Below are 26,305 nucleotides of genomic sequence, written 5' to 3' on the forward strand. Positions count from 1 at the left end.
CCCTGTGCATCGCAGCCTATGGCTTTCTGATCGCCGAGCAGGCGACGATTCCCCCCTCAGGACCACGTTCCGCCCCGTCAGTCCCGGTACCTCGCTTACCCGACGATTATCGACCGAGAGGCTCCGCCCACGCGGCCTGAACGCCACGTCCCGAACTCGATCGCAACCATGCGCGCCCGATTGATCCGCATGCTCATTAAAACCTTGCCGCGATGTCCATGCTGTGGCATCGGCGCAGCATCCAATGGACGACGACGCCCATGACGCAGTAAGACTAACCCACCCTACGCGGTCTTCGCCTGCGGCTTCCCCCGCACCATGATCAGCGCCGCAGCCATCACCTCCAGCGCGATGCAGAGATAGAACGGCAGCGCGTAGCCGCCGGACCAATCGCGCAGGACGCCGACGACGCCGGGGCCGAACGCGTACGTCACCTGGTTGATCGCGGTATTCAGGCTGATCAGCACGCCGAACGAGGCGCTGTCGAACTCCTGCTGCACGATCAGCGACGGCAGGGTGATGAGATTGCCGACGGAGAAGCCGAACACCGCGCAGGCTGCCATCAGCGCGTAGTCATTGTGCAGATTGATGACGACGCACAGCGCGGCGGCCTGGCTGAGGAACGATAGCGCGGAGGCCAGCCGCTGGTTGAGGCGGTCGATCACCATCGAGAACAGCACCCGGCCGACCACCGCCATCGCGGTGAGCACCGCGACCGCCACGGCCGCACGTTCGCGCCCGATCACGGGATCGAGGAACGAGATCAGGTGCACGATGAAGCCGACCTGGGCGAACAGCACCAGCGCGAAGGCAATGGTTACCGTGAGGAAGCCGACATCGCGCAGTGCGCGGTTGCGGATCTCCGTCGACGATAGCGGCTTTGCTTTCGCCGTCCCACGCCAGCCATGGAGATCGGGAGGCCGGCCAACGACAAACAAAATCACCGGCACGAGCAGCACAAGCATGGCGCCGGCCGCGCCATACATAGCACTGGCAAAGCCGATATGGCTGATCATCATGACCAGCAGCGGCACGCCGACGATGCCGCCAAAGCTAGCACCATTCAGCGCCAGGCTGATCGCCATGCCGCGCTTGTGGTCGAACCAAAGGCTGATCGTGTTGGTGATCATGGCGAGGCTGGTGCCAGCCCAGCCGAAGGCGAGGACGGCATCGGCCAGATAAAGCTGCCACGGCTCGCGCACCGCGCCGATCGCGACCGCGGCGGCCGCCATCGCCACCGTGCCGGCGATCAGACAGAGCCGCGGACCATATTTCCGGACGGCCTCGCCGACAAAGACGACGAGCAGCGCGCCGAACAGATAGAAGAACGTGGTGCCGGACGAGATCAGCGAGGCCGGCCAGCCCCGCGCGCGCTGCAGCTCGGCGACATAGACGCTCTGGCCGTAAAAGCCGAGCCCCCAGCCGAAGGTCGCGAGCAGGAAGCAGACCGCGACGATGCGCCAGCCTTCATAGCGGAGCGAGGATTCATCGATTGGAGCGACGTGGTGGGGATTGTCGAGCATTTGCGCTTCTCCTTGGCTATCCCCCGCGAGCGCTTCGCTTCACGCTCGCCTATCCATGACGAGCATCATGTAACAACCGGGCGTCCGAAAATCACTTCGGCCTGGATCGTAGTATTGATGTTGCTGACAGCCTCCTGCCAACTCAAATCGCGTCCGGGAACTCGCCCATTGCCGCCGCGACCCGCGTCCTGCGGCGGCGGGCCCAGGACGCCAGCGAGAGCGCGACAAGGCCGATTGCTACCGGCGGGAACACCACCATGTTCACCGCGGACCAGCCGTAATTCGCAAGCAGCTGCCCCGATGAGAATGAGCCGATCGCCATCATCCCGAACACCAGGAAATCGTTGAACGCCTGCACCTTGTTGCGCTCCTGCGGGCGGTGCGTCTCCAGCACCAAAGCAGATGCGCCGATGAAGGAGAAATTCCAGCCGATCCCGAGCACGATCAGCGTGGCCCAGAAATGCATCGCGGTGATGCCGGAGAGGCCGATGGTGGCGGCGCCGGCTTCGAGCAGCAGTCCAGCAGCAACGATCTTGGGTGCGCCGAAGCGGGCGAGCAGCGCGCCGGTGAAGAAGCTCGGCCCGTACATCGCGACGATGTGCCATTGAATGCCGAAATTGGAATCGGACAGGCTGAGCCCGCACATCTTCATGGCGAGCGGCGCCGAAGTCATCACCAGATTCATCATGGGATAGGAGATGACGCCGCACAGTGCGGCTGCGATGAATCGCGGCTGGGTCACGATGGTAAGCAGCGGCCTTCCGCCATGCAGATCGGCAGGTGCCGGCTTCGGCATGTCGACGCCGGCCACGATGCCCATTGCGATCAGCGCGACGGCCGCCTGGACCAGGAAGCTGAAGGCGAACAGATAAGGCGACCAGATGTCCATGGTCCATTGCACCAGCTGCGGACCGAGCACGCCGGCGAACACGCCGCCCGCCATCACCCACGACACCGCCTTGGGCCGATAGGCCGCGCTGGCGCCGTCGGCGGCGGCGAAACGATAGGATTGCGCCACCGAGCCGTAGAGGCCACCGAGAAAGGTCGCAAGACAGAACAGCGCGAACGAGGCGTGCAGGATCGCGAACGAACCGATCAGACCGGTGAGCGTGCCGAGGCCGGTGCCGACGATGAAAGCCGCGCGGCGGCCGAAGCGGCGCGAGATCGCACCGGTTGGCAGCGTACCTGCGGCGAGCCCCACCACATACATCGAGATCGGCACAGTCGCGAACGACATGTCGGGTGCGAGCGTGGCACCGACGATCGCGCCGGTGGCGAAGATCACCGCCGAATTGGCACCGGTCAGCGCCTGCGCCGCGGCAAGGCGCACCACATTGGCACGCACGCGGACGTCGTCGGCAATCTCACTGGCTGAAGTCACGTCTATCATCGGCATTTCCGCCCGGAAGGCTTGGTGATTCCCGGCACTATGGAGGGGCGCGGGAGGGCGGGCAACCGGCGCAAACGGGCGCAGGCCATGCCTCTGACGCAATCGGGCCGATGATACCCGGCCCATGCTCTTGACGGCTTGCGTTCGATCAAATCCTATCGCCGCGATCTTCAGGGAGTTTCACTCATGTCCGTCGACGACAGGCCTACGCTCAGCGCTCCCGATGACGATCCCTGGCTCTGGCTGGAAGAGGTCGAAGGCGTCCGCGCGCTCGATTTCGTCGAGCGGCAGAACCGCCTGACGCTGGAAAAATTCGGCGGCGCGGCGTTCGAACGCGATCATGATGCGCTCGCGGCGATCTACGATCGTCCGGACAACATTCCCTATGTGCGGCGTCGTGGTGGCTGGCTCTACAATCTCTGGAAGGACGCTGACCATCCACGCGGCCTGTGGCGGCGCACCACGCTTGAAGAATTTCGGAAAGCCACGCCGTCATGGGAGATCCTGCTCGACATCGACCAGCTTGCCGCGGCGGAAGACAAGGACTGGCTCTTTAGCGGCGTGGCCTCGCGGCCCGGCAGCGCGCGCGTCATTTTGAGCTTGTCGCGCGGCGGCAGCGATGCGGTGACGTTGCGTGAGTTCGACACCGGCACGAAGAGCTTCGTGGCCGACGGCTTCTTTCTCACCGAAGCCAAGAGCAGCGTCGATTGGATCGATGCCGACACGCTGCTGCTGTCGAGCGCGCTTGGCGACGGCATGGCGACGACATCAGGCTACGCAAGGACCGTTCGGCTGTGGCAACGCGGGACCAGTATCGACCAGGCGCCGGTGGTGTTCGAAACGACGCCCGACCATATGCGAGTGTACAGCCATGTCGACGATACCGTGCCGGCACAACGCATCTGGTTCATCGACCAGTCCGACTTCTTCAATTTCCGCACCTCGGTCGGTACCACAGCCGGCCCAACCACAAAACTCGACCTGCCCAGCAACATCTGGATGCAGACCCATGGGGACTGGCTCTCGGTCAAGCCACGCGAGACCTGGTCGGTCGCGGGTCACACATATGCAGCCGACGCGATGCTCGGCATTTCGCTGTCCGCGTTCCTCGCGGGCAGCCGCGACTTCTCCGTGTTGTTCGAGCCGGGGCCGCGACGCGCGTTGCAGGGCTTTTCCTGGAGTGGCGGCAAGCTCGTGCTCTCCATTCTCGACGAGTTGCGGCCGGTGTTCGAGATTTGCACGCCGTCGGCATCGGGCTGGAGCCGCGAGAGGCTGCAAGGGCTTCCTGGCATCGGCGTGGTCGATGTCTGGAGTTTCGATCACCACGAATCCGAGAGCAATGGCGACCTGCTCGCCAATGCGCAGGACCCGCTCACGCCGCCGTCGCTGATGCTGATCGAACGCGGCGTCGGAAGCCCGATTGTGCTGAAGCAGGCACCGAAGACGTTCAACGCCGACGGCCTCATCGTGACGCAGCACGAGGCAATCTCGGTGGACGGCGAGCGCATTCCCTATGTGCAGACCGGCCCGGCAGGTGAGACCGGCGATGCGCCGGTCTACATGAGCGCCTATGGCGGCTTCGGACTCGCCGTGAGGCCGCAGTACAATTCGTCGCTCGGCAAGCTCTGGCTGGAGCGCGGCGGCACGACGGTGCAGGCGAATTTGCGCGGCGGCGGCGAGTTCGGCACGCGCTGGCACGATGCCGGCCGTTTTGCCGGCAAGAAATTGTCGCACGACGATTTCGCCGCCGTGGCCGCCGATCTCGTCCGTCGCGGCGTCACGAGCGCAAAGCACATCGCAGCCCAGGGCGGATCGAATGGCGGCATCCTCATCACCAACATGCTGGTGCGCTACCCCGAGCGTTTCGGCGCGCTGTTCTGCACCATCCCGCTGATCGACATGCGCCGCTACACCAAACTGCTCGCGGGCGCGAGCTGGATTGCGGAGTATGGCGATCCCGACAAGCCGGAGGAATGGGAATGGCTGAAGACCTACTCCGCCTATCACAACGTGAAAGCCGGCCAAGTCTATCCACCGATCCTGATCGCCACGACGCGGCGCGACGACCGCGTCCATCCCGGCCACGCGCGCAAGATGGCGGCAAAGCTGCAGGCGATGGGCTACGAGGCCTGGTTCTTCGAGCCGGCCGCCGGCGGTCACGGCTACGGCAAGGACAACAAGGAGCGCGCCGGCTTCGAGGTGCTTGGCTTTGAGTTCTTGAAGGAGAAGATCGGCTGGCGGGACGGCGAGGCCTGACGGCGTCTTTATTGGATCAGTGTAAGCCCAGCAGGTAGTGCACCTCTCCCGCTTGCGGGAGAGGTCGGCGCGGAGCGCCGGGTGAGGGTTTTGTCCTCTAGGGGATTATCCCGTTGCGGCGACACCCTCTCCCCAACCCTCCCCCGCCTGCGGGGGAGGGAGCGCACCGTCATCGCAGCTTAACGCGCAAATACCAGCGTCAGATTGTTAGCCGGCATGTCGATGGTATCGATGAGGCGGAGGCCCGCACCGCGCGCCAGTGTCTCGACATCGCCGACGTCGCGCACACCCCATTCGGGATTGCCTTCGCGCAAGGAGGTGTCGAACACGGCGTTGCTGAGTGCGGTGTGCTTGCCGTCGCGCTTGAACGGGCCGTAGAGGAACAGCTGGCCGTCAGCGCGTAGATATTTGCCGGCGCCGGCAAACAGGCCCTCGGCCACGGTCCAGGGCGCAATGTGGATGACATTGGCGCAGAACACGGCCGCAAGATTGTTCGGCCCCTGCCCGCTCTTCATCTCCGGGCACCAGTCGGGATCGGAGAGATCGATCCGCAGCGGCGAGCGGACGTTGTCCAGCCCCGAATGCAGGCGCCAGGCCTCGATGCTCTTCACGTGGCGCTGGTTGAGGTCGCTCGGCCACCAGACCAGATCCGGCGTATGATGGGCGAAATCGACCACATGCTGGCCGGTTCCACTGCCGACCTCGACCACGTCGCCCGACCGCCCGGCGAGATGCTTTTCGAGGGCCGCCCAAAGCGGCTCGTGATTGCGATGGAAGGCCGGCGCATCGAGACGGCCGTCAGATTCGACCCTCCCGCCGTCCCTGCCAAATTCAACGACATATTCAGCCAATTCACGTCCCCGGAAAATGAGAAAGCAGACGAAAACGCAACAAGGGCAAAACACCCAAGCAATTGCCGGTTAAAGCCGGCTTGATGAACGATCTATCTCTTCAGTTGCAATGCGGAAGATATTAACGCCATTTTACGGCCTGCATAGTCTTGATTGTCAGGGCATGTCCTTTGTGCTTTTGAACACTATCTTTTGCAGACATCATAAGCCTCGGAACGACGCCTTGACCGCCTTTCCTCGCAAGCCCGCCCTGCTCCTCGCGCTGGTCGTCCTCACGGGCCTCGCCGCGCGCCCGGCGTGGGCGCAGTCCGCAATCGCCGAGGGCCAGAAACTCGCCTTCGACCGCGGCAAGGGCAATTGCCTGACCTGCCACGTCATCAAGGGCGGCGATTTGCCAGGTACGATCGGGCCGGAGCTGAAGAACCTCAAGGCAAAATACCCCGACCGCAGCGAGCTGGTCGCGATCCTGTTCGACGAGACCAAGCGCAACCCGCAGACCATGATGCCGCCGTTCGGCCGCAACCGGCTTTTGACCGACCAGGAGATCAGCGCGATCGTTGATTTCCTGCAGACGCTGTAACGGCCGGCCCAGGAGACCTGAGATGACCACACACACCGGCCCTCACCCGACGCGGCGCCTGATCCTTCAGGGCGCGGTCTCGGTCGCGCTGATCGGCCTCGGCAATCTGCCGTTTGCGCCCGTGCGCGCCGCGGCCAATGACAAATATCCGGAAGAGGCGTTCAAGCTGAAGAACGAAGCGGATGCAATCAAGGCGCTCTATGGCAGGACCGCCGAGCCGTCCGACAAGATCAAGCTCGATGCGCCCGAGATCGCGGAGAATGGCGGCGTGGTGCCGATCTCGGTAGCGACGACGCTCGACAAGGTCACCACGATCTCGTTCTTCGTGGCCGAGAACCCGAACGCGCTGGCGGCGTCCTACAAGTTTCCCGACGGTACGATCCCCGCTGTCGCCAACCGCCTGAAGATGGCGAAGACCAGCAACGTGACCGCAATCGTGGAAGCCGACGGCAAGCTCTACAGCGCGACCAAGGAAGTGAAGGTCACCGTCGGCGGCTGCGGCGGCTAGGGGAATCAAGATGGCATCCAGCATTCGCGTGCGCGCGACATCCAACGGCGACATCACCGAGGTGCAGACGTTGATCCAGCACCCCATGGATACCGGCCTCGTCAAGGACGCCAAGGGCGCGTTGATCCCCGCGCACTACATCCGGGAACTGAAGTTCGCATGTAACGGCAGGGACGTCTTCGTCGCCAATTGGGGCACCGCGATCTCCAAGGATCCCTACGTCAAGTTCAGCTTCAAGGGCGCCAAGAAGGGCGACGATCTCAAGATCTCCTGGAGCGACAACAAGGGTGGGTCCGACGAGACCACCGCGAAGATCGCGTGATGAAGGCCCGCACCTCCCTTCTGCTTGGGTCGTTGAGCGCCGCCCTTGTCGCGCTTGCACTCACCTCTCCGCGCGTGATCGCAGCCGACAAGGTCGATCCCGTCGCTGACGCCAAGGCGTTCCAGAATTTCTTCTTCCAGAAATTTCCTGACGTGAAGCACGAGGATTTCGTCAACGGTCCTTATTCCATGAACGAGGACATGAAGCGGCAGTGGCAGGAGAAGGAAGAGTTTCCGCCTTACGAGTTCGCACTCGATGCCGGCAAGGAGATGTTTTCGACGCCGTTCAAGAACGGCAAGACCTACGCTGATTGCTTTGCGAACGGCGGCATCGGCATCCGCCAGAACTATCCTTACTTCGATACGAAGGAAGGCAAGGTCGTCACGCTGGAGCTCGCGCTCAACCGCTGCCGCGAGGCCAATGGCGAGGCGCCCTACTCCTACGTCAAGGACGAGATGGCCTCGCTCACGGCCTACATGGCCTTCACCTCGCGCGGCAAGCCGATGGACATCAGGATTCCCGACGACCCCCGCGCGCTCGAAGCGTTCGAAAACGGCAAGCGTTATTTCTACACAAGGCGCGGCCAGCTGAATTTCTCCTGCGCAAGCTGCCACGTGCAGAGCCCGGGCGAGCGCATCCGCGCCGAGATTCTGGCGCCGGCGCTCGGGATTTTGAACGCAATGCCGATCTACCGCTCAGAATGGAGCGGCATGGGCACCACCAGCCGCCGCTTCATCACCTGCAACAGCCAGACCCGCGCGGTTCCGCTGGAGCCGCAGGCGGATGAATATCGCGACGTCGAATATTTCCTGTCCTACGTCGCCAACGGCCTGCCGATATCAGGACCGGGAGCGCGGCCATGAAGCGGTCACTTCCTATCGCCATGTTGCTGGCCCTGAGCCTCGCGCCGGCGGCGCGCGCGGCAAATGAAGCGGACTACCAGGCGGCCTATGCTGCCGCGGAGGCCGCTTCCGAGGAGGCAGCCGGCATGCGCAATCAATGGACCACGACCGTCTCGACGCTGGCGGCCGCCAAGAAGGCGGGCGACGGCGGCGATTTCGACCGCGCCGTGGCCGCAGCCAGGGAAGCTGAAGCACTGGCGAAAGCATCGATTGTCCAGGCGACCTCCGAAAAAGAGGCCTGGAAGGCGATGGAAATCCGCTAAAGTAAGCTTGGTGGGACCCGTCGAACTGGCGTTAAGAGGCGCGGAGAATTTGAAAATGGCGATCCGCCGCCGCGATTTCCTGAAGAGCTCAGCCGTTGCTGCCGCATCGCTTGTGCTGCCTCGGTTTGCGCGCGGCGCCGAGACCGCTGGCATCTACGACATCGAGCGGTTCGGCAATGCGCGGATCCTCCACCTCACCGACACACATGCGCAGCTCAACCCGGTCTATTTTCGCGAGCCCAGCGTCAATATCGGCATTGGCGAGATGGCGGGACGACCGCCGCATCTGGTCGGCCGCGCTTTCCTGGAGCATTTTGGCATCCGGCCCGACAGCGCGGACGCCTATGCTTTCACCTCTGTCGAGTTCGAGAAGTCGGCCGGCCGTTTCGGCAAGCTCGGCGGCTTCGCTCATCTGAAGACGCTGATCGACCGCCTGCGCGGCGATGTCGGCGAGAAGCACGCCATGCTGGTCGACGGTGGCGATCTCTGGCAGGGCACGGGCCTCGCCAACATCATGCAGGGCCGCGACATGGTGGAGGTCGCCAACCTGCTCGGTATCGAGGCGATGACCGGGCATTGGGAGTTCACCTATGGCGAGCAGGCGCTGCGTGACAATCTCGAGCACTTCAAGGGCGAGTTTCTGGCGCAGAACGTGTTCCTGACCGAGGAAGCCGCGTTCAACGACGCCCTCGCCTTCGACAAGGCAAGCGGGCGCGTGTTCAAGCCGTCGACCATCAAGGAGCTCGGCGGTCATCGCGTCGCGATCATCGGCCAGGCGTTTCCTTACGTGCCGATCGCGCATCCCAAACGGTTCACGCCGGACTGGACTTTTGGCATCCGCGAGGAAGAGCTCCAGAAGCATGTCGATGCGTTGCGCGGCGCCGACAAGGTCGATGCGGTCATCCTGCTGTCGCACAACGGCATGGACGTCGACCTCAAACTCGCAAGCCGCGTCACCGGCATCGACGTCATCCTCGGCGGCCACACCCACGATGCCGTGCCGCAACCGATCGCCGTGAAGAACGCTGGCGGTACGACGCTTGTCACCAATGCCGGATCGAACGGAAAATTTCTCGCCGTGCTCGATCTCGCGCTCGACAAGGGCAGGGTCAGCGATATCAGGTACCATCTGCTGCCGGTCTATTCCGAGCTGCTCAAGCCCGATCTCGGAATGGCCGAGCTGATCGGAAAGCTGCGCGCGCCGCATGTGACCGACTGGTCGGAGAAGATCGCAACGCCCGATCGGCTGCTCTATCGCCGCGACAATTTCGCCGGGCCCGTCGACGAGCTGATCTGCACCGCACTGCGGACCGAGCTCGATGCCGAGATCGCGCTGTCGCCGGGCTTCCGCTGGGGCGTCACCGCGTTGCCCGGCCAGCCACTGACCATGGAGGATGTGCTCGCGGAAACCGCGATCACCTATCCCGAGACCTATGTGCAGGAGATGACCGGCGCCCAGATCAAGGACGTGCTGGAAGACATCTGCGACAATCTCTTCAACGCCGATCCCTACTATCAGCAGGGCGGCGACATGGTGCGCGCCGGCGGGCTCAGCTACGCCTGCAGCCCCACCAACGCGATCGGCAGCCGCATCTCCGAGCTCAAGCTCGCCAACGGCAAGGCGCTCAGCGCCGTCAGGCACTACAAGGTCGCAGGCTGGGCCTCGGTCAACGGCCAGCAGGGCGCACCGGTGTGGGACGTCGTCGGCAGATATCTGCGCTCGGGCCGGATGTTTCAGGAGCGCCTCGGCGCCGGCGTCACGCTGAAGGGCGTCGACGGCAATCCGGGCATTGCAGGATAGGGATGATGCGGTCGCAATTCTTTCGCGCGATGATGCTGACGCTGCTCGTCTTGGTCGCACCGGCGTTGGCTTCGGCGCAGCAAGTGCCGCTCCAGGACAAGCCGTTCGCCGAGCACAAGATCGTGCTGCAGCTTTCCGATGCTGATGCCAAGAAGCAGGCGCTGGTGCTGAGCGTCGCCAACAATCTTCTGAAGGCCTACGACCCCGACAAGATCGCAGTCGAGGTGGTGGCCTTCGGCCCCGGCATCGATTTGCTGCTGTCAGGCAGCGAGCGCCGTAAGCAGGTCGAAAGCCTGATCGCGCAGGGCGTGCGCTTCGACATCTGCCTCAACACGGTCGATACGATCGAGCGGGAGACAGGCAAGCGGCCGGAATTCATCCCGGCTGCGACACCGGTCCAGGTGGGCGTGGGGCAGATCCTGTTTCTGGCGGAGAACGGGTACACGGTGGTGAGGCCATAGGGCCGCTCTCTCCCTTGTCGTCCCGGCGAAGGCCGGGACCCATACCGCGAGGTCTATCGATGGGCGCGATAGAAGTACCGAACGGCTGATTCTTCACCAAATTACTCCCTGTGGTTATGGGTCCCGGCCTCCGCCGGGACGACGCCGATTTTGTGGATCGGCCGTCGCTCCCAAACCGCCCAAGCCCCTTACCCCCGCAACAAAAACCTTCTAAATTTTCTCGTCCCCGCAGTGAATTACTTCTCCTTCTATCCTCCGGCGTAGTAGAATCCCCGAAATCGAGTTCACGCCGGGTCTTGCCATGATCTTCCGCCAGCTCTTCGACAGCGTTTCGGGCACCTACAGCTATGTCCTCGCCAGCCGCCCCGGCGGCGAGGCGCTGATCCTCGATCCCGTGCTGGAGAAGGTCGACCGCTACTGCCAGCTGCTGCGCGAGCTCGACCTCAAGCTGGTCAAGGCGGTCGACACCCATCTGCATGCCGACCACGTCACCGGCCTCGGCGAGCTGCGCGACCGCACCCATTGCATGACGGTGATGGGCGACCAGACCAAGGCCGACGTGGTGGCGATGCGGGTTGCCGACGGCGACAAGGTGACGATCGAGGGCCTGTCGCTCGACGTGATGTACACGCCGGGCCACACCGACGATTCCTATTCCTATCTGATGGGCGATCGCGTCTTCACCGGCGATACGCTCTTGATCCGCGGCACCGGCCGCACCGATTTCCAGAACGGCTCGTCGCGCGCACAGTACGAGTCAATTTTCAATCGGCTGCTCAAGCTGCCGGATGAGACGATGGTCTTCCCGGCGCATGACTACAAGGGCGACACTGTCTCCACCATCGGGGAAGAGAAGCGCTACAATCCGCGGCTGCAGGTACGCTCGGTCGACGAATATATCGAGCTGATGGCGAACCTGAAGCTGCCCAATCCGAAGATGATGGACGTGGCGGTACCGGCCAATATGCGGGTCGGCCTGCATCAGGAGGAGCTGGAGAAAGAGGGCCGCGCGCTCAGCGCCGTCGAGGCGATCCGCTCGCTCCACCGGCCCGATATTCTGCTGGTCGATCTGCGCGAGACCAATGAGCGGATGAAGCACGGCATGCTCGAAGGCGCGCTGCACACGCCCTATCCGAGCGTCGAGGAGAGCCTCAAGCCCGGCGGCATGCTGCGGGAGGTCGCGGCCGCGACGGGGCGCCGCGTCGTGTTCTTCTGCGCCTTCGGCGAGCGCTCGGCGATGGCTGTCGCCGCCGCCAAGGAGGCCGGCCTCTCCAACACCGCCCACATCGCCGGCGGCATCGATGCCTGGAAAAAGGCGGGTGGGCCTGTGGTGCAGGCCTGACGCCATTGTCGCAGAGCCTTGAGATAGGTCAGGAACCGCTTAGATTTTGCGGGTAGAAGCGGATGACGCATCGCCATCCGGGATCAGCCATGGCCAAGACAGGCAAGCCGAGCGAACCGCCGAAGACGAAGACCGCGGACGACAAGGCGAAGAAGCCTAAACCTCGACGCGACGCCGACGACGATTATGAAGACGGTGACATCGCCACGCCGAAGCGCGATCGTTATGGGACTGATGACGAGCCGTTGTGAGGGTGCTGGGTGCGAGATCTAACCACGCTCTCCGCCGTCGTCCTGGCGAAGGCCGGGACCCATACCGCGTGATCTCTCGATTGTGATCGGCCGTAGTACCGAACAGCGATCCCCCGCCAAACTATTCCCTGGGGTAATGGGTCCTGGCTTTCGCCAGGACGACGTTGGGGATGCATCGAGCCCCCACCCGCACTACCTGCCATGCGCCTGCGTTCATGGACAAATAACCGCTGTCCCCGATAGGTTGCGCGCCTCCAGGGACTGGAACGGAACTGCAATGGTCGACGTTCTCGCCGCACCGCAACAAGGCAAGGCGGACAGCGCGCTGCGCACGCTAACCGGGATCTCGATCGCGCATTGGGTCAGCCATTTCCACCTGCTGGTCCTGCCGATGCTGTTCCCGTTCCTGAAGAGCCAGCTCGGCGTCGGCTATGTCGAGCTCGGCTTCGCGCTGACCGTGTCGGCCGTCGTCTCCGGGCTGACGCAGGCGCCGACCGGCTATCTCGTCGACCATTTTGGCGCGCGCAAGATCCTGTTGGGCGGACTGACGCTCGGCGGGCTGGCGCTGATCCTGCTCGGCCTGCATCTGAGCTACGCCTCGCTGATCGCCTGCGCCGTGCTGCTTGGGCTTGCCAACAGCGTCTATCATCCCGCCGATTACGCGATCCTCGCCGAACACATGGACGAGGCGCGGATGGGTCGCGCCTTCTCGGTCCACACCTTCGCCGGCTATTTTGGCGGTGCCGTTGCGCCGGCGATCGTGGCTGCGCTGATCACCGTGTCCGGCGGCGCCGGCGCTTTGATCGCCTCCGGCGCGATCGGCGTGCTGGTGGCGCTGCTGCTGATCGTTATGAACATTCCCGATGCCGGCGCGCACAAGGCCAGGCCGGGCAACGCAAACCTGCCGAAGCAGGCCGTCATCACGCCGGCGCTGATGACGCTGACCGCACTGTTCATGCTGCTCAGCCTGTCGGTGGCCGGCATCAACAATTTCGGCGTAGTGGCGCTGATGAGCGGCTATGGCGCAACCTACTCCACCGCCAACGTCGCGCTGACCGCGTTCCTCGGCTCCAGCGCCGCCGGCGTGCTCGCGGGCGGCTTTCTCGCCGACCACACCGAGCGCCACGGCTATGTCGCCGCCGCCTGCTTTGCCGCGAATGCAGCCATCGTGCTGCTGATCGCGCTGGTCACCCTCCCGGGCTGGGCGCTGACCGCGACGATGGCAACCGCGGGCTTCCTCTCCGGCGTGATCGCGCCGTCGCGGGACATGCTGGTGCGCAACGCCGCGCCTCCCGGCGCCGCCGGTCGCGCCTTCGGCATCGTCTCCACCGGCTTCAATCTCGGCGGCATCGTCAGCCCGCTGCTGTTCGGCTGGATCATGGATCAGAGCGCACCGCATTGGGTGTTCGGCGCCTCCGTGATCTTCATGGTCGCAACCGTGGTACTGTCGCCGTTCACCGAGCGGAAGCCGCAAGCTGCCTCGAATTGAGCGATCGGTTTCGGTATCAATTCAACCGTCGTCCCGGCGAAGGCCGGGACCCATAACCACAAAAAGCAGTTGTTCGCGGAACTGTTAACTCCGGGTCTTCGCCAAACCACTCCCTGTGGTTATGGGTCCCGGCCTTCGCCGGGACGACACTGTTCATGGAGCTGGCAGCAGCGCGCCACTCCTTACGTCGGCGACACCGCGCCCTTCAGCTCGGCTTGCCGAGGAGCTGCACCACGCGTCAGGCGGGCCTTTTCCGTGTTCGGCCAGAGCAGCAGCAGGCCGATGACGCCGGAGCCGACCATCACCACTGCGTTGATGGTGAAGCCGGTCATGTAGCCGTTGAGCATGCTGCCGGCGCGCTGGATCACGGTGCCCATCACCATCGGCGCGATGATGCCTGAGAGCGTGTAGAGCGCACCGTAGATCGCGATGATGGCGCCGCGCTGCGAAGCCGGCGTGAATTCGCCGAGCATCGGCGGACAGACCACATAGATCGCACCGCAGAGACCCGAGCCGACCACGAGCAGCGCGATTTGAAGGCCTGCGCCCTGAACGTGCGGCATCGTCGCCAGGATCAGGCCACCGATGATCAGCGGAACCGAGCCGAGCACACCGCGCGAGATGCGCGTGGTGTAGCCGCGCGCCATCATGACCTGCGAGATCCAGCCCGTCAGGATGACGATGGTAGCGCCGAACACCCAGGGCAGGATCGAGATGTAGCCGGCCTGCTGCTGCGAGAAGCCGAGACCCGTGATGATGAACGCGGTGAACCATGTCAGCCCGAGCGACAGCGCCCAATAGGCGCCGAAGGTCGCGATCACGCAGCCGAGGAAGGTGCGCGAGGTCAGAAGCTGGATATAGGGAATTTTCGGCTCGTTGGCAGCGAGTGCCCGCGTGTCCTCGAGCGGGCCTTCCTTGCCGAGCGCCAGCCAGGCACAGACCCAGATCAGGCCGACGACACCGAGCGCACCGAAGGCGTAGTGCCAGGAGTGATTGACGATGACCCAGTTCAGCGCGGGCACGGCGAGGATGACGCCGAAGGCCGAGCCCTGCGACAGGATCGCGGTCGGCAGCGTGCGCTTCTCATCCGGGAACCATTTGTAGATCGCATGCGCGGCAACCGAGAAGGCCGGGCCTTCGCCCGCGCCAAGCACGATGCGGCAGATCAAGAGCGTCGTGAAGGAAACAGTGCCGACCATCGGAAACTGCGCCAGCGCCCAGATCACCGCCAGGGTCAGCAGCACATAGCGCGTCGCCACCTTGTTGACGATGAAGCCGACCACGATCGCCGAGATCGAGAACAGGAAGAAGAACGAGGACCCGAGCAGGCCGAACTGCTCCGGCTGGAGCTTCAGGTCGGTCATGATCGGCACGCCGGCGAGGCCGACGACGATCTTGTCCGCGAAGTTCACGACCATGAAGAGAAAGAGGAGAAAAGTAACGGTCCAGGCGCCCTTTGGCGTTGCGTTTGCTGTCCCTTGGGACACCCCTGCCGTCCTGCCCGCCGCACTGGGCGTTCCCTGAGCGCTCATCATTCTCCCCGTATGTTCTTTTTTCGGCACTTTTGATTTGGCCGTCTCGGAAGCTAACAACGGCTTGATCGGCAACGCAACCCCGGCATTTCCACGGCAAGTGTGCTACGCAGCATTGAGTTAATTCCGTCCGGCGCATTGATCTTGCTGAGCATCCGAAACCTCTCCAAAACTTTCTCCTCGGCCGCCGAGCCGGTCCATGTGCTGCGCGGCGTCGACCTCGACCTCAGGGCGGGTGAGCGCGTCGCGCTGACCGGCGAATCCGGCAGCGGCAAGAGCACGCTGTTGCACCTGATCGCCGGCCTCGATGCCGCGGATGGCGGCACGATCCGGCTCGAAGACATAGAGGTCACGAAGCTGCCGGACGCAGGCCGCGCCCAGTTGCGGCGCGACCGGATTGGCCTGGTCTTTCAGCAATTCAACCTGATCCCGAGCCTGTCGGTCGCGGACAATCTCGCCTTCCAGGCGCGGATCGCCGGCCGGCATGATGCGGCCTGGACCAGGGAGCTGGTCGAGCGGCTCGGGCTCGGCACTCTGCTCAAGCGTTATCCAGAGCAATTATCAGGCGGCCAGCAGCAGCGGGTCGCGATCGGCCGGGCGCTGGCGACAAAACCATCGCTACTCCTCGCGGACGAGCCGACCGGCAATCTCGACGAGGCCACCGCCGACGACGTGCTGGCGCTGACCCGCGACCTGGTCGCGCGCACCGGCTGCGGTTTCCTGATGGTGACGCACAGCCTGCATCTGGCCAGCACGCTCGACCGTCACATCATCCTCCATGCGGGGCGGATCGCATGAGGCGCGCGCTGTGGGTGCTCGCGGTGCTGCTCAGCCATTGGCGTCGGCACAGGATGCAGTTCGCGACGCTTCTGATTGGGCTGATCGCGGCGACCGCGCTGTGGAGCGGCGTGCAGGCGATCAACCAGCAGGCCCGCAGCGCCTATGACCGCGCGGCGGCAACCTTCGGCGGCGTCCGCACGGCGACATTGGTGGCACCCAATGCGGCGACCTTCCCTCAAGACCTGTTCATAAAACTCCGCCGTACGGGCTGGCCGGTCTCGCCGGTGCTGGAAGGCCGGGTTCAGATCAACGGGCGCTCGATGCGGCTGCTCGGCATCGAGCCAGTGACGCTGCCGGCTGACGTCGGCAATGCCCCGCGCCTCGGGGCTGCGGATCTGAGCAGCTTCGTCACCGCGCCCGGCGAGACGCTGGTCGCGCGGGAGACGCTGAGCGATTTGCACGAGCCCGAGGGCGCGACGCCGTCGATCAGCAGCGGCGCCAAGCTGCCGCCGCTACGTGTGCAGCCCCAGCTCGTGGCCGACGTGCTGGTGGTCGATATCGGCGTGGCGCAGCGGCTCCTGAACAAGCCGGATCAGTTGTCGCGTCTGCTGATCGGAAAAGCCAAGGGCAAGCCCGCGCAACTCGCAAGCGTCGTCGGCGACCAGTTGCAGCGGATCGAGCCGAGTGCGGAGACGGAGCTGGAGCGACTGACCGACAGTTTCCATCTCAACCTCACCGCCTTCGGCCTGCTGTCGTTCTTCGTCGGCCTCTTCATCGTCAACTCGGCCGTCGGCCTCGCCTTCGAGCAGCGGCTGCCGATGCTCCGCACCTTGCGCGCCTGTGGCGCCTCGGCGCGGCTGGTCAACAGCGTGCTGGTGGTCGAGCTGGTGGCGCTGGCACTGGTCGCGGGCCTGATCGGGCTCGTCTGTGGCTATGTCATCGCGGGCGCGCTGCTGCCCGATGTCGCGGCGTCGCTGCGCGGGCTCTATGGCGCGCAAATTCCAGGGCAGCTCACGCTAAGGCCTGAGTGGTGGCTTGCCGGGATCGGCATCAGCGTTACGGGTGCGATCGTGGCGGCTGCGACCAGCCTGATCAAGGCTGTCCGGATGCCGGTGCTGGCGACCGCGCAGCCGGGGGCCTGGCAGCAACGACAGCGCCGCTGGCTCATTTTGCAAAGCGCTACAGCCTGCATCGTGTTCGCGGTCGCGCTGCTGCTGCTCCAATACGGACAATCACTGATCGCGGGTTTTGGCGTGCTGGCGGCGCTGATGCTCGGCGCGGCTCTGATCCTGCCAGCCTTCCTCGATATCCTCCTGCTCGCGGGCCAGCGTTTTGCACGCGGGCCGCTGGCGCTGTGGTTCTGGGCCGACAGCCGGCAGCAGCTCTCCGGCTTGTCGCTGGCCCTGATGGCGCTCTTGCTCGCGCTTGCCGTCAATGTCGGGGTGTCGACCATGGTGGAAACGTTCAGCAGCACCTTTGTCGGCTGGCTCAATGGACGGCTCGCCGCCGACGTCTACATCAGTGCCTCAGACAACGCGGAGGCGATCGCGATCCGCAACTGGCTGAAGGACCGCAGCGAAGTTCAGGCGATCCTCTCGGGCGGACGCGCGGAGACTCAAGTGCAGGGCCAGCCGGTGGAATTGCTCGGCCTGCCCGATCACGCGCTCTATCGCGAACGCTGGCCGCTGCTGGAGACCGCGCCGCGCGCCTGGACCCAGTTGGTGCCCGGCAATGCCGCCTTCATCAGCGAGCAGCTGAGCCGCCGCCTCAACGTCGGCGTCGGCGACGTCATCGAGGTGCCGGCGCCGGGCGGGACCTGGGAGCTCGACATCGTCGGTATCTATGCCGATTACGGCAACCCCAAGGGGCAGCTGGCAGTCAACGTCGCGGCGCTGATCCGGCAATTTCCGCAAACGCCGCAGACGCGGATCGGGCTGATCGTCCTGCGCGACAAGATCCCCGGCTTGATTGCGGCCTTGCAGAAGCAATTCGCGCTCGACGACCGCGCCGTGGCCGACCAGGCGACGGTGAGGGCCGAATCGATCCGCATCTTCAACCGCACCTTTGCGGTGACGTCGGCGCTGAATGCGTTCACGCTCGGCGTCGCCGGCATCGCGCTTTTGACCAGCCTGCTGACGCTGGCGAACTCGCGGCTGCCGCAGCTCGCGCCGCTCTGGGCGATCGGCATCCCGCGGCCGCGCCTTGCCGCGATCGAGCTGACCAAGACGCTGGCGGTTGCGCTATTCACGTCGCTGCTGGCCGTGCCGCTCGGGCTGTTGGTGGCGTGGTGCCTGATCGCGATCGTCAACGTGAAGGCGTTCGGCTGGCGGCTGCCGTTCCATGTGTTTCCGCTGCAACTGGTCGAGCTGGTCGCGGTCGCGCTGATCGCCTCGCTTTTCGCCGCGTTGCTGCCCGTCTTGCGGCTGGCGCGGATGCAGCCGGCGAGCCTCGTCAAGGTGTTTGCCAATGAGCGCTGACAAACTCTCGCGGCGCGCCTTTGCGGGCGGCATCGCCGCGCTCGCGCTCGCACGCCGCGCACATGCGCAAGGCTATGCCGGGCTTGGCGAGACCGCCGACGGCTTTGCGAAGGTCACGCCGGGAAAGGCATTCACCTTCCCCGTCGACCACGGGCCGCATCCGGCGTTTCGCATCGAATGGTGGTATCTGACGGCGAACCTCGTCGACAGCAGTGGCGCGGCTTGCGGGCTGCAATGGACGCTGTTTCGTCAGGCCGCCAAGCCGGGACCGCAAGGCGAAGGCTGGGCCAATCAACAGATCTGGATGGCACATGCCGCGGTGACGCGCGCCGATACGCACCGTTTCAACGAGCTGTTTTCGCGCGGCGGTATCGGTCAGGCCGGTGTCGAGGCCAAGCCGTTCGCGGCCTGGATCGACGATTGGGAGATGAAGGGTTCTGAGCGCACCGACGATCGCACCCTGTCGCCGGTCACGCTGAAAGCGTCCGGCACCGATTTCAGCTACGCACTGACGCTTGAGGCGGATCGCCCTATCGTCTTGCAGGGGGATGGCGGCTACAGCCGCAAATCCGAACGCGGACAAGCGTCCTACTATTACAGCCAGCCATTCTATCGCGCGCGCGGCACGCTCACCATCGACGACAAGCCGGTCGATGTGTCCGGCCAGGCCTGGATGGATCGGGAATGGAGCAGCCAGCCGCTCGACGCCGACCAGACCGGCTGGGATTGGCTGTCGCTGCATCTTTCCTCCGGCGACAAGCTGATGCTGTACCGGCTGCGCCAGAAGGACGGCAAGGATTATCCGTTCGGCAACTGGATCAGCGGCAACGGCGACACGCAGATGATCGCAGGTGGCGATATCCAGATGAGTCCGAAGGCAACGACGGAGGTTGCTGGACGCAAGCTGCCGTTGGAGTGGCAGATCGCGATCCCGTCGCGTTCGTTCTCGATTTCCTGCAAGCCGCTCAATCCGAAGGCGTGGATGGGCACCGGCTTCTCCTATTGGGAGGGACCGATCAGCTTTGCCGGCACGCATGACGGTGTTGGCTATCTCGAGCTGACCGGCTATTGAGCTGCATCCGACTGCCGGAGGCTTCGATGTACCATCTGACCGCGCTCGTCACGCTGCTCGCTATCCTGTTTTTCTTCTTCACCTGCATCAACGTCTCGCGGTCACGGACCAAGACCGGCGTCAAGGTGCCGGCGATGTCGGGCCATCCGGATTTCGAGCGCGCCTTCCGGATCCAGATGAACACGCTGGAATGGATGCCGATCTTCCTGCCGTCGCTCTGGCTGTTCGCGATCTATATCAGCGATGCGATCGCGGCCGGCATCGGCGCGGTCTGGATCATCGGCCGCATCGTCTATTTCATCGGCTATTCGCAGGCGGCCGCCAAGCGCGGCCCGGGGTTTGCGATCCAGGGCGTGGCAGCCATCGCGCTGTGGGCGGGGGCGTTGGGGGCGGTGGTGTTGCGGTTGGTGTGAGGGGCCGAACTGCGGCTAAACACTCCGTGTCGTCCTGGCGAAAGCCAGGACCCATAACCACAGGGCGCGGTTATGGATCAGGATGGTGGCTCCGACCTGCCGCAACAATTAGCTATCGGGGTAATGGGTCCTGGCTTTCGCCAGGACGACATTGTGTTTGTTGAAGCTCCGTCGCCTCACTTCGTCAGCGGGCAGCCGCTTTCTTTGGCCGTGAAGAACGCCTTGTCGCCGGGGACCACTGCGAGCTGCTTGTAATAGTCCCACGGCTTCTTCGATTCCGAGGGCTTCTTGACCTCGAACAGATACATATCGTGGACCATGCGGCCGTTCTCGAGCACCTTGCCCTTGGCGAAGGCGTCGTCGACCGGCAACTCCTTCAGCTTCTTGGCGACGGCCTCAGAGTCCTTGGTGCCGGCAGCTTTCACCGCCTTCAGGTAGCTCAGCGTCGCCGAATAGGTGCCGGCGTGGATCATGCTCGGCATCCGGCCGGTGCGCTTGAAGAAGCGCTCGGAGAAGGCGCGCGTCGTGTCGTTCTGATCCCAATAGAAGCCTTCCGTCAGCACCAGGCCCTGCGCCGCCTGCAAGCCCAGACCGTTGACCTCGGCGATCGTCATCAGAAGACCAGCGAGCTTCTGACCGCCCTGCACGATGCCGAATTCGGCCGCCTGCTTGATCGAGTTGGTGGTGTCCTGGCCGGCATTGGCGAGGCCGACGATCTTCGCCTTCGAGCTCTGCGCCTGCAGCAGGAAGGAGGAGAAGTCGGACGAATTGAGCGGCACGCGGACCGATCCCAGCACCTTGCCGCCACTGGCGGTGACGATCTCGCTGGTGTCCTTTTCCAGCGCATAGCCGAAGGCGTAGTCCGCGGTGAGGAAGAACCAGCTGTCGCCGCCGGCCTTGGTCAGCGCACCGCCGGTGCCGACCGCGAGCGCGTGGGTGTCGAACGCCCAGTGAAAGCCATAGGGCGAGCACGCAGAACCGGTGATGCTCGACGTGGCCGCGCCCACCACGATGTCGATCTTCTTCTTTTCCTTCGACAGGTCCTGAACGGCGAGCGCCACCGACGACGTCGTCAGCTCCGTGATCATGTCGACATTGTCGGCGTCATACCAGCGCCGCGCGATGGAGGTGGCCAGATCGGGCTTGTTCTGGTGATCGGCGGTGATCATCTCGATCTTCTGGCCGAGCACCTCGCCGCCGAAATCCTCGATCGCCATCTTGGCCGCTTCGACGGAGTACTTGCCGCCGTAATCGGCATAGACGCCGGACTGATCGTTCAGGATACCGATTTTGACGCCTTGCGCGGAGGCCGGCGCGGCCAGCAACAGAGCCGACGTTGCGACAGCGGCCAAAAGTGCTGATTTCATCTTTTAACTCCCAGCAGTGTTCTGTTTTGAAATCGCGCGGAGTGTAGTGAAGAACGGCGCGCCTGCCCATTCATTTTGCGTAGGCCGTTAGTATGGGCGCATCAAACAAACGGTGTCGTCCCGGACAAGCGAAGCGCAGATCCGGGACCCATAACCACAGGGAGAGGTTTTGCGAAGACTCGTGGTCGCCGGCTTCGCACCAAACCGCTCCCTGTGGTTATGGGTCCCGGCCTTCGCCGGGACGACACTGGGGGGCGTTCATACACTTTTGGTCACAGAGGCAGCGTTAAGCCACCCCCTCCGGCTTCTTCTCGTTCCGCCCTTCCGCGAGATTCCGCACCACCACATAGAAGATCGGCGTGAACAGCAGGCCGAACAAGGTGACGCCGATCATGCCGAAGAACACGGCAACGCCGACGGCTTGACGCATCTCCGAGCCGGAGCCGGACGAGATCACCAGCGGCAGCACGCCGAGGATGAAGGCGAAGGACGTCATCAGGATCGGTCGCAGTCGCAATCGGCACGCCTCGATCACGGCCTCCAGCCGCGGCTTGCCTTCCTTCTCGATGTCGCGTGCGAACTCGACGATGAGGATCGCGTTTTTCGCCGCTAACCCCACCAGCACGACGAAGCCGATCTGGGTAAGAATGTTGACATCCTGCCCCATGATGCGCACGCCGATGGTGGCGGCGAGTAGGCACATCGGCACGATCAGGATCACCGCGAACGGCAAGGTCCAGCTGCCATATTGCGCGGCGAGCACGAGATAGACGAACAGCACGCAGATCGGGAAGATGTAGAGGCCGGCATTGCCGCCGGTAACTTGCTGATAGGACAGATCCGTCCATTCGAAGGTGAACCCGCTCGGCAAGGTGTCGTCGGCGAGCTTCTTGATGGTGTTGAGCGCGGTGGTCGAGCTCGTGCCTGGCGCCGGCTCACCCTGGAGTTCGGACGCCGCGTAGAGATTATAGCGCGCGACGCGGTCGGGGCCCGAGACATCCCTGAAGTCGACCACGCTGCCGAGCATCACCATGTCGCCGGAGGCGTTGCGCGTGCGCAGCCGCGCGAGATCGCTGGGCTCTTTGCGGAACGGGAAATCTGCCTGCGCAGTGACGTGATAGGTGCGGCCGAACAGGTTGAAGTCGTTGACATAGGTCGATCCGAAATAGGTCTGGATCGTGTCGTTGATGTTGGCGATGGGCACGCCGAGCTTCTGCGCCTTGGTGCGGTCGATGTCGACGAACAGCTGCGGCGTGTTGGCCGAGAACGGCGAGAACACCGAAGTGAGGCTCGGCGATTTTCGCGCAGCCGCGACGAGCTCGTCGGTCGCCGATGCCAGCAGATCCGGCCCGCGGCCTTGGCGATCCTGGATGCGGATGGTGAAGCCGCCGCCGGTGCCAATGCCGGGCACGGCCGGTGGCGGGATGACGATGATGAAAGCACCCTGGATTGCCAACAACCGCTTGCGCAGCTCCGCGGTGATGGCATTCGCGGTCAGCCCCTTCTTCAGCCGGACTTCAGGCTCATCGAATACCGGGAACAGCGCCGCCGCATTGCCGGCCTGGGTGCGTGTGGCACCTGAGAAGCCGGCGAACGCCGCGACGCGGACGATACCCGGAGTATCCAGCGAGATCCGCTCGATCTCGCGCACGACCTCGGTGGTCCGCGCCAGCGATGCGGCGCCCGGCAATTGCACGGAGATGATGACGTAGCCGCGATCCTGCGCCGGAATGAAGCCCTGCGACGTGGTCCCGATCAGCCAGCCGGCGCTGCCGATCAGCACGACATAGATCAGGATCATCACCACCGAATGCCGGATCACGAAATTGGCGACGCCGGCATAGCCATGCGCCAACCGCTCAAACACACGGTTGAAGGCGCCGGTGAAGGCGCTCCAACCGCGTGCGATCAGATTCCAGGCGGCGGGCGGCCGCTTCTCCTCATGGGGGGTGAGGATCTGCGAGGCCAGTGCCGGCGACAGCGTGAGCGAGCAGAAGCAAGAGATCGCGGTCGCGACCGCGATCGTGACAGCGAATTGCTGGAAAAATTGCCCGGATATGCCACCCAGGAACGCCGTCGGCACGAACACCGCACAGAGCACGAGCGCAATCGAGACCAGCGCGCCGCCGACCTCCTCCATCGTCTTCAGCGCAGCGTCGCGCCGACTGAGGCCGTGCTCAAGATGCCGCTCGACATTCTCGACCACGACGATGGCGTCGTCGACGACGATGCCGACGGCAAGCACGAGCCCGAACAGCGTGAGATTGTTGATGGAGAAGCCGAGCGCCGCCATCACCGCGAAGGTGCCAACCAGCGACACTGGAATTGCGATGATCGGGATGATCGCGGGCCGCCAGCCCTGCAGGAACACCAGCACGACGACGACCACGAGCAGCATGGCCTCGTAGATGGTCTTGATCAGCTCGTGAACGGACTGCGCGATGAACTCGGTCGGGTTGTAGCCGATATTGTAGTCGAGCCCCTTCGGAAAGCTCTCCTTGAGCTTCGTCATGGTGTCGGAGATGTTTTTCGCCGTCGCGAGCGCATTCGATCCCGGCCGCTGCGTCACCAACATGGCGACCGCCGATTTGCGCAGCAGGAAGCTGTTGGTGGAGTAGGCGAGCGCACCGAGCTCGATCCGGGCAACGTCGCGCAGGCGCACCGTGCGGCCGTCGGAGCCGGCCTTGATCAGGATGTCCTCGAACTGCCTCTGGTCTTTCAACCGCCCTGTGAAAACCAGGTTCGGCTGGAAGGCGCGGTCGGCGATCGGCGGCTCCGCGATCTGGCCGCCCGCGATCTGCACGTTCTGGGCGCGGATCGCGGCCAACACCTCGGTCGAGGTCAGGCCAAGATTGGCGATGCGGTCGGGATCGAGCCAGAGCCGCATCGAATAGTCGCGTGCACCAAAGATCTGGATGTCGCCGACGCCGTCGATGCGCAATAGCTGGTCGCGGACCTGGAGCAGCGCGTAGTTGGAGATGTAGAGCTGGTCGAACGTGTCGTCGGGCGACAGCATGAACACGACCATCAAAATGTCGGGCGAGTTCTTGCGGGTGACGACGCCATTGCGTTGCACCTCGTCCGGCAGCTGCGGCTGCGCGATCGCGACGCGGTTCTGGACCAGCACCTGGGCCTTGTCGAGATCGGTGCCCAGCTTGAAGGTGACGGTGATGGTGAGCTGGCCGTTCGAGGTCGCCTGGCTGTAGAGATACAGCATGTCCTCGACGCCGTTGATCTGCTGCTCGATCGGAGCGGCCACGGTGTCGGACACGGTTTGCGCCGAGGCGCCGGGATATTGCGTGGTGACGACGACGGTCGGCGGCACCACCTGCGGGTATTCGGAGATCGGCAGCGTCGAGTAGGCGAGCGCACCGACGATCAGGAGCACGATCGACAGCACCATCGCCAGGATGGGCTGGTTGATGGAGAGACGGCCAAGATTCATGACTTGTCACCAGCCTTGGCACCAGCCTTGGCACCGGCCGGCGCTTGCGCGGGAGACGGGTTAACCTTGGCGCCGACGCGGGCGCGCTGGATGCCGTTGACGATGACGCGGTCCTCGGCCTTCAGCCCTTCGCGGATCACGCGCAGGCCGTCATCGAGTGGCCCCAGCACCACGGGACGCGCCTCGACGGTGTCATCCGGCTTCACCACGAAGACGATCTTGCGCGACTGGTCGGTCGCGACGGCAACGTCAGGGATCAGCAGCGCCTCGTACGGCGCACTGCCGATCAGACGGACGCGGCCGAACTGGCCGGGCAGGATCGACAGATCGGTGTTCTTGACCACGGCGCGGCTGCGCAACGTGCCGGTGGAGACATCGAGGCGGTTGTCGAGGAAGTTGATGGCGCCGTCATGCGACGGCTTGGTTTCGCCGGCCAGCGTCACCTGCACGGGGTTCGCGGTGTCGCGCGAGCTCGGGCGCTTACCTTCGAACCAGAGCTTGCTGTATTTGATGAAGGTCGTCTCATCCATGTCGAAATAGACGTAGATCGGATCGAGCGAGACGATCGAGGTCAACAGGGTCGAGGTGCCGGTGTCGCTGCCTTGCACCAGGTTACCGGGGCTGACGAGATGGCGGCTGACGCGGCCGGTGAGCGGAGCGGTCACATGGGTGAACTCGATATTGAGCCGGGCGGCCTTCAGTGCGCCCTCGGCCTGGGTCTCGGCGGCGTGCGCGGCCTGCAGGGCCTGGCGGCGCTGGTCGACGACCTGCTCGGACACCGCGCTGGTCTGGACCAGGTTCAGGCCGCGATCGAGCTCGCGCTTGGCGAGCTCCACCTTGGCACGGGCGTCGGAGAGCTGGCCGTCCGCCTGCTCGGCCACCGCCTCGAACGGGCGCGGGTCGATCACATAGAGCAGGTCGCCCTGATGCACGATCGCGCCGTCCTGGAACTCGACAGAGTTGACGAAGCCGCCGACGCGGGGGCGGACCTGCACCTCCTCGACCGCCTCGAACCGGCCGGTGTACTCGTCCCAATCGGTGACGGTGCGCTTGACCGGCTGCGCAACGGTCACCGGGGGAGGAGGCGGCGCGGCCGCTTGCGAGGCCGGTTGTCCGCAACCGGTGAGCGCGAACGCGGCTGCGAGAAGGCCGGCTATGGCGTAAGGCCGGGGCTGGACGAAATCGTGCGTTTTGACAAATTGCTCGCTTCCGTCCGGTCCAGTCATCCCAGGTCCTCGCATAAAAGCCGCGGAAAATGCAGGGTACGCCCGTACCCGCGG

Annotated in this window: 22 protein-coding genes and 1 pseudogene; 16 read left to right on the forward strand and 7 right to left on the reverse strand. The window is 64.3% G+C overall.

All coding sequences use genetic code 11. The features are described 5' to 3' along the window. Positions 1 to 140: pseudogene (locus YUA_RS51635) on the forward strand (IS701 family transposase); the annotation flags it as partial. A 144-nt stretch (positions 141 to 284) separates the two neighbouring features. On the opposite strand, the gene YUA_RS0114510 reads toward YUA_RS51635, so the two are convergent. Together YUA_RS0114510 and YUA_RS0114515 are read right to left on the reverse strand one after the other, a co-directional pair. Then, entirely contained in the window at positions 285 to 1,523 is a 1,239-nt protein-coding gene (locus YUA_RS0114510) for an MFS transporter (protein WP_027531351.1), read from the reverse strand. A gap of 142 nt (positions 1,524 to 1,665) precedes the next feature. Beyond that, the gene (locus YUA_RS0114515) at positions 1,666 to 2,913 is read right to left on the reverse strand and encodes an MFS transporter (protein WP_027531352.1); all 1,248 of its coding nucleotides are present in this window, start codon (positions 2,911 to 2,913) and stop codon (positions 1,666 to 1,668) included. A gap of 186 nt (positions 2,914 to 3,099) precedes the next feature. Between YUA_RS0114515 and YUA_RS0114520 the strand changes: the two genes are divergently transcribed. Next, complete coding sequence (locus YUA_RS0114520; RefSeq protein ID WP_027531353.1) at positions 3,100 to 5,169, forward strand: prolyl oligopeptidase family protein; 2,070 nt, start codon at positions 3,100 to 3,102, stop codon at positions 5,167 to 5,169. A gap of 179 nt (positions 5,170 to 5,348) precedes the next feature. On the opposite strand, the gene YUA_RS0114525 is transcribed toward YUA_RS0114520, so the two are convergent. Beyond that, positions 5,349 to 6,020: a DUF938 domain-containing protein gene (locus YUA_RS0114525; protein ID WP_027531354.1), complete on the reverse strand. Its 672-nt coding sequence runs from the start codon at positions 6,018 to 6,020 to the stop codon at positions 5,349 to 5,351. Between the two features lie 223 nt (positions 6,021 to 6,243). Here YUA_RS0114525 and soxX point away from each other — a divergent pair, with 223 nt between their 5' ends. From soxX to YUA_RS0114575, 10 genes are all read left to right on the forward strand, one after another. Next, positions 6,244 to 6,600: a sulfur oxidation c-type cytochrome SoxX gene (gene soxX / locus YUA_RS0114530; RefSeq protein ID WP_027531355.1), complete on the forward strand. Its 357-nt coding sequence runs from the start codon at positions 6,244 to 6,246 to the stop codon at positions 6,598 to 6,600. Between the two features lie 22 nt (positions 6,601 to 6,622). Beyond that, a complete protein-coding gene (gene soxY, locus YUA_RS0114535; protein WP_027531356.1) occupies positions 6,623 to 7,108 on the forward strand; it encodes a thiosulfate oxidation carrier protein SoxY in 486 nt (161 codons plus the stop codon). Between the two features lie 10 nt (positions 7,109 to 7,118). Beyond that, complete coding sequence (gene soxZ / locus YUA_RS0114540; RefSeq protein ID WP_027531357.1) at positions 7,119 to 7,430, forward strand: thiosulfate oxidation carrier complex protein SoxZ; 312 nt, start codon at positions 7,119 to 7,121, stop codon at positions 7,428 to 7,430. After that, positions 7,430 to 8,293: a sulfur oxidation c-type cytochrome SoxA gene (soxA, locus tag YUA_RS0114545; RefSeq protein WP_027531358.1), complete on the forward strand. Its 864-nt coding sequence runs from the start codon at positions 7,430 to 7,432 to the stop codon at positions 8,291 to 8,293. The genes soxZ and soxA overlap by 1 nt, the downstream gene beginning before the upstream one ends. Beyond that, on the forward strand, positions 8,290 to 8,595 hold the full coding sequence (locus YUA_RS0114550) for a hypothetical protein (RefSeq protein WP_027531359.1): 306 nt from the start codon (positions 8,290 to 8,292) through the stop codon (positions 8,593 to 8,595). Before soxA ends, YUA_RS0114550 begins: the two co-directional genes overlap by 4 nt. A 55-nt stretch (positions 8,596 to 8,650) precedes the next feature. Further along, positions 8,651 to 10,396: a thiosulfohydrolase SoxB gene (gene soxB, locus YUA_RS0114555; protein WP_027531360.1), complete on the forward strand. Its 1,746-nt coding sequence runs from the start codon at positions 8,651 to 8,653 to the stop codon at positions 10,394 to 10,396. Between the two features lie 2 nt (positions 10,397 to 10,398). Next, positions 10,399 to 10,857, forward strand: a complete 459-nt coding sequence (locus tag YUA_RS0114560; RefSeq protein WP_027531361.1) for a hypothetical protein — start codon at positions 10,399 to 10,401, stop codon at positions 10,855 to 10,857. 301 nt (positions 10,858 to 11,158) lie between these two features. Next, positions 11,159 to 12,199, forward strand: coding sequence for an MBL fold metallo-hydrolase (locus YUA_RS0114565; RefSeq protein WP_027531362.1), 1,041 nt, complete (start codon positions 11,159 to 11,161; stop codon positions 12,197 to 12,199). 89 nt (positions 12,200 to 12,288) lie between these two features. After that, complete coding sequence (locus YUA_RS44005; RefSeq protein ID WP_198029424.1) at positions 12,289 to 12,450, forward strand: hypothetical protein; 162 nt, start codon at positions 12,289 to 12,291, stop codon at positions 12,448 to 12,450. A 277-nt stretch (positions 12,451 to 12,727) separates the two neighbouring features. After that, a complete protein-coding gene (locus YUA_RS0114575) occupies positions 12,728 to 13,939 on the forward strand; it encodes an MFS transporter (RefSeq protein ID WP_027531363.1) in 1,212 nt (403 codons plus the stop codon). Between the two features lie 182 nt (positions 13,940 to 14,121). Here the strand turns inward: YUA_RS0114575 and YUA_RS0114580 are convergent, their stop codons facing one another. After that, on the reverse strand, positions 14,122 to 15,471 hold the full coding sequence (locus tag YUA_RS0114580) for an MFS transporter (protein WP_027531364.1): 1,350 nt from the start codon (positions 15,469 to 15,471) through the stop codon (positions 14,122 to 14,124). 144 nt (positions 15,472 to 15,615) lie between these two features. Between YUA_RS0114580 and YUA_RS0114585 the strand changes: the two genes are divergently transcribed. From YUA_RS0114585 to YUA_RS0114600, 4 genes are read left to right on the forward strand one after another with little or no spacing between them, the layout of a single operon-like run. After that, the gene (locus YUA_RS0114585) at positions 15,616 to 16,269 is read left to right on the forward strand and encodes an ABC transporter ATP-binding protein (protein WP_027531365.1); all 654 of its coding nucleotides are present in this window, start codon (positions 15,616 to 15,618) and stop codon (positions 16,267 to 16,269) included. Beyond that, complete coding sequence (locus tag YUA_RS0114590; protein WP_027531366.1) at positions 16,266 to 18,728, forward strand: ABC transporter permease; 2,463 nt, start codon at positions 16,266 to 16,268, stop codon at positions 18,726 to 18,728. Before YUA_RS0114585 ends, YUA_RS0114590 begins: the two co-directional genes overlap by 4 nt. Continuing rightward, on the forward strand, positions 18,718 to 19,800 hold the full coding sequence (locus tag YUA_RS0114595; RefSeq protein ID WP_027531367.1) for a lipocalin-like domain-containing protein: 1,083 nt from the start codon (positions 18,718 to 18,720) through the stop codon (positions 19,798 to 19,800). Before YUA_RS0114590 ends, YUA_RS0114595 begins: the two co-directional genes overlap by 11 nt. Positions 19,801 to 19,826: 26 nt before the next feature. Continuing rightward, complete coding sequence (locus YUA_RS0114600) at positions 19,827 to 20,213, forward strand: MAPEG family protein (protein ID WP_027531368.1); 387 nt, start codon at positions 19,827 to 19,829, stop codon at positions 20,211 to 20,213. 176 nt (positions 20,214 to 20,389) lie between these two features. Here the strand turns inward: YUA_RS0114600 and YUA_RS0114605 are convergent, their stop codons facing one another. The 3 genes from YUA_RS0114605 to YUA_RS0114615 all read right to left on the reverse strand — a co-directional run bounded on the left by YUA_RS0114605 (position 20,390) and on the right by YUA_RS0114615 (position 26,251). Next, positions 20,390 to 21,580, reverse strand: a complete 1,191-nt coding sequence (locus YUA_RS0114605) for an ABC transporter substrate-binding protein (protein ID WP_027531369.1) — start codon at positions 21,578 to 21,580, stop codon at positions 20,390 to 20,392. Between the two features lie 286 nt (positions 21,581 to 21,866). Next, the gene (locus YUA_RS0114610; RefSeq protein ID WP_027531370.1) at positions 21,867 to 25,025 is read right to left on the reverse strand and encodes an efflux RND transporter permease subunit; all 3,159 of its coding nucleotides are present in this window, start codon (positions 25,023 to 25,025) and stop codon (positions 21,867 to 21,869) included. Beyond that, positions 25,022 to 26,251, reverse strand: a complete 1,230-nt coding sequence (locus YUA_RS0114615; RefSeq protein ID WP_027531371.1) for an efflux RND transporter periplasmic adaptor subunit — start codon at positions 26,249 to 26,251, stop codon at positions 25,022 to 25,024. The genes YUA_RS0114610 and YUA_RS0114615 overlap by 4 nt, the downstream gene beginning before the upstream one ends. Positions 26,252 to 26,305: the final 54 nt, after the last annotated feature.

The sequence above is a fragment of the Bradyrhizobium sp. WSM3983 genome (assembly GCF_000473045.1).
GTDB lineage: Bacteria > Pseudomonadota > Alphaproteobacteria > Rhizobiales > Xanthobacteraceae > Bradyrhizobium.

Excerpts from the sequence above, each read along its gene's own strand:
- soxZ (WP_027531357.1), top strand. The coding sequence starts at position 7,119 with ATGGCATCCAGCATTCGCGTGCGCGCGACATCCAACGGCGACATCACC.
- YUA_RS0114560 (WP_027531361.1), top strand. The coding sequence starts at position 10,399 with ATGATGCGGTCGCAATTCTTTCGCGCGATGATGCTGACGCTGCTCGTC.
- YUA_RS0114515 (WP_027531352.1), bottom strand. The coding sequence starts at position 2,913 with ATGATAGACGTGACTTCAGCCAGTGAGATTGCCGACGACGTCCGCGTG.
- YUA_RS0114580 (WP_027531364.1), bottom strand. The coding sequence starts at position 15,471 with ATGAGCGCTCAGGGAACGCCCAGTGCGGCGGGCAGGACGGCAGGGGTG.
- YUA_RS0114520 (WP_027531353.1), top strand. The coding sequence starts at position 3,100 with ATGTCCGTCGACGACAGGCCTACGCTCAGCGCTCCCGATGACGATCCC.
- YUA_RS0114605 (WP_027531369.1), bottom strand. The coding sequence starts at position 21,580 with ATGAAATCAGCACTTTTGGCCGCTGTCGCAACGTCGGCTCTGTTGCTG.
- YUA_RS0114615 (WP_027531371.1), bottom strand. The coding sequence starts at position 26,251 with ATGACTGGACCGGACGGAAGCGAGCAATTTGTCAAAACGCACGATTTC.
- YUA_RS0114550 (WP_027531359.1), top strand. The coding sequence starts at position 8,290 with ATGAAGCGGTCACTTCCTATCGCCATGTTGCTGGCCCTGAGCCTCGCG.
- soxY (WP_027531356.1), top strand. The coding sequence starts at position 6,623 with ATGACCACACACACCGGCCCTCACCCGACGCGGCGCCTGATCCTTCAG.
- soxB (WP_027531360.1), top strand. The coding sequence starts at position 8,651 with ATGGCGATCCGCCGCCGCGATTTCCTGAAGAGCTCAGCCGTTGCTGCC.
- YUA_RS0114565 (WP_027531362.1), top strand. The coding sequence starts at position 11,159 with ATGATCTTCCGCCAGCTCTTCGACAGCGTTTCGGGCACCTACAGCTAT.
- YUA_RS0114575 (WP_027531363.1), top strand. The coding sequence starts at position 12,728 with ATGGTCGACGTTCTCGCCGCACCGCAACAAGGCAAGGCGGACAGCGCG.
- YUA_RS44005 (WP_198029424.1), top strand. The coding sequence starts at position 12,289 with ATGGCCAAGACAGGCAAGCCGAGCGAACCGCCGAAGACGAAGACCGCG.
- YUA_RS0114510 (WP_027531351.1), bottom strand. The coding sequence starts at position 1,523 with ATGCTCGACAATCCCCACCACGTCGCTCCAATCGATGAATCCTCGCTC.
- YUA_RS0114610 (WP_027531370.1), bottom strand. The coding sequence starts at position 25,025 with ATGAATCTTGGCCGTCTCTCCATCAACCAGCCCATCCTGGCGATGGTG.
- YUA_RS0114595 (WP_027531367.1), top strand. The coding sequence starts at position 18,718 with ATGAGCGCTGACAAACTCTCGCGGCGCGCCTTTGCGGGCGGCATCGCC.
- YUA_RS0114590 (WP_027531366.1), top strand. The coding sequence starts at position 16,266 with ATGAGGCGCGCGCTGTGGGTGCTCGCGGTGCTGCTCAGCCATTGGCGT.
- YUA_RS0114600 (WP_027531368.1), top strand. The coding sequence starts at position 19,827 with ATGTACCATCTGACCGCGCTCGTCACGCTGCTCGCTATCCTGTTTTTC.
- soxA (WP_027531358.1), top strand. The coding sequence starts at position 7,430 with ATGAAGGCCCGCACCTCCCTTCTGCTTGGGTCGTTGAGCGCCGCCCTT.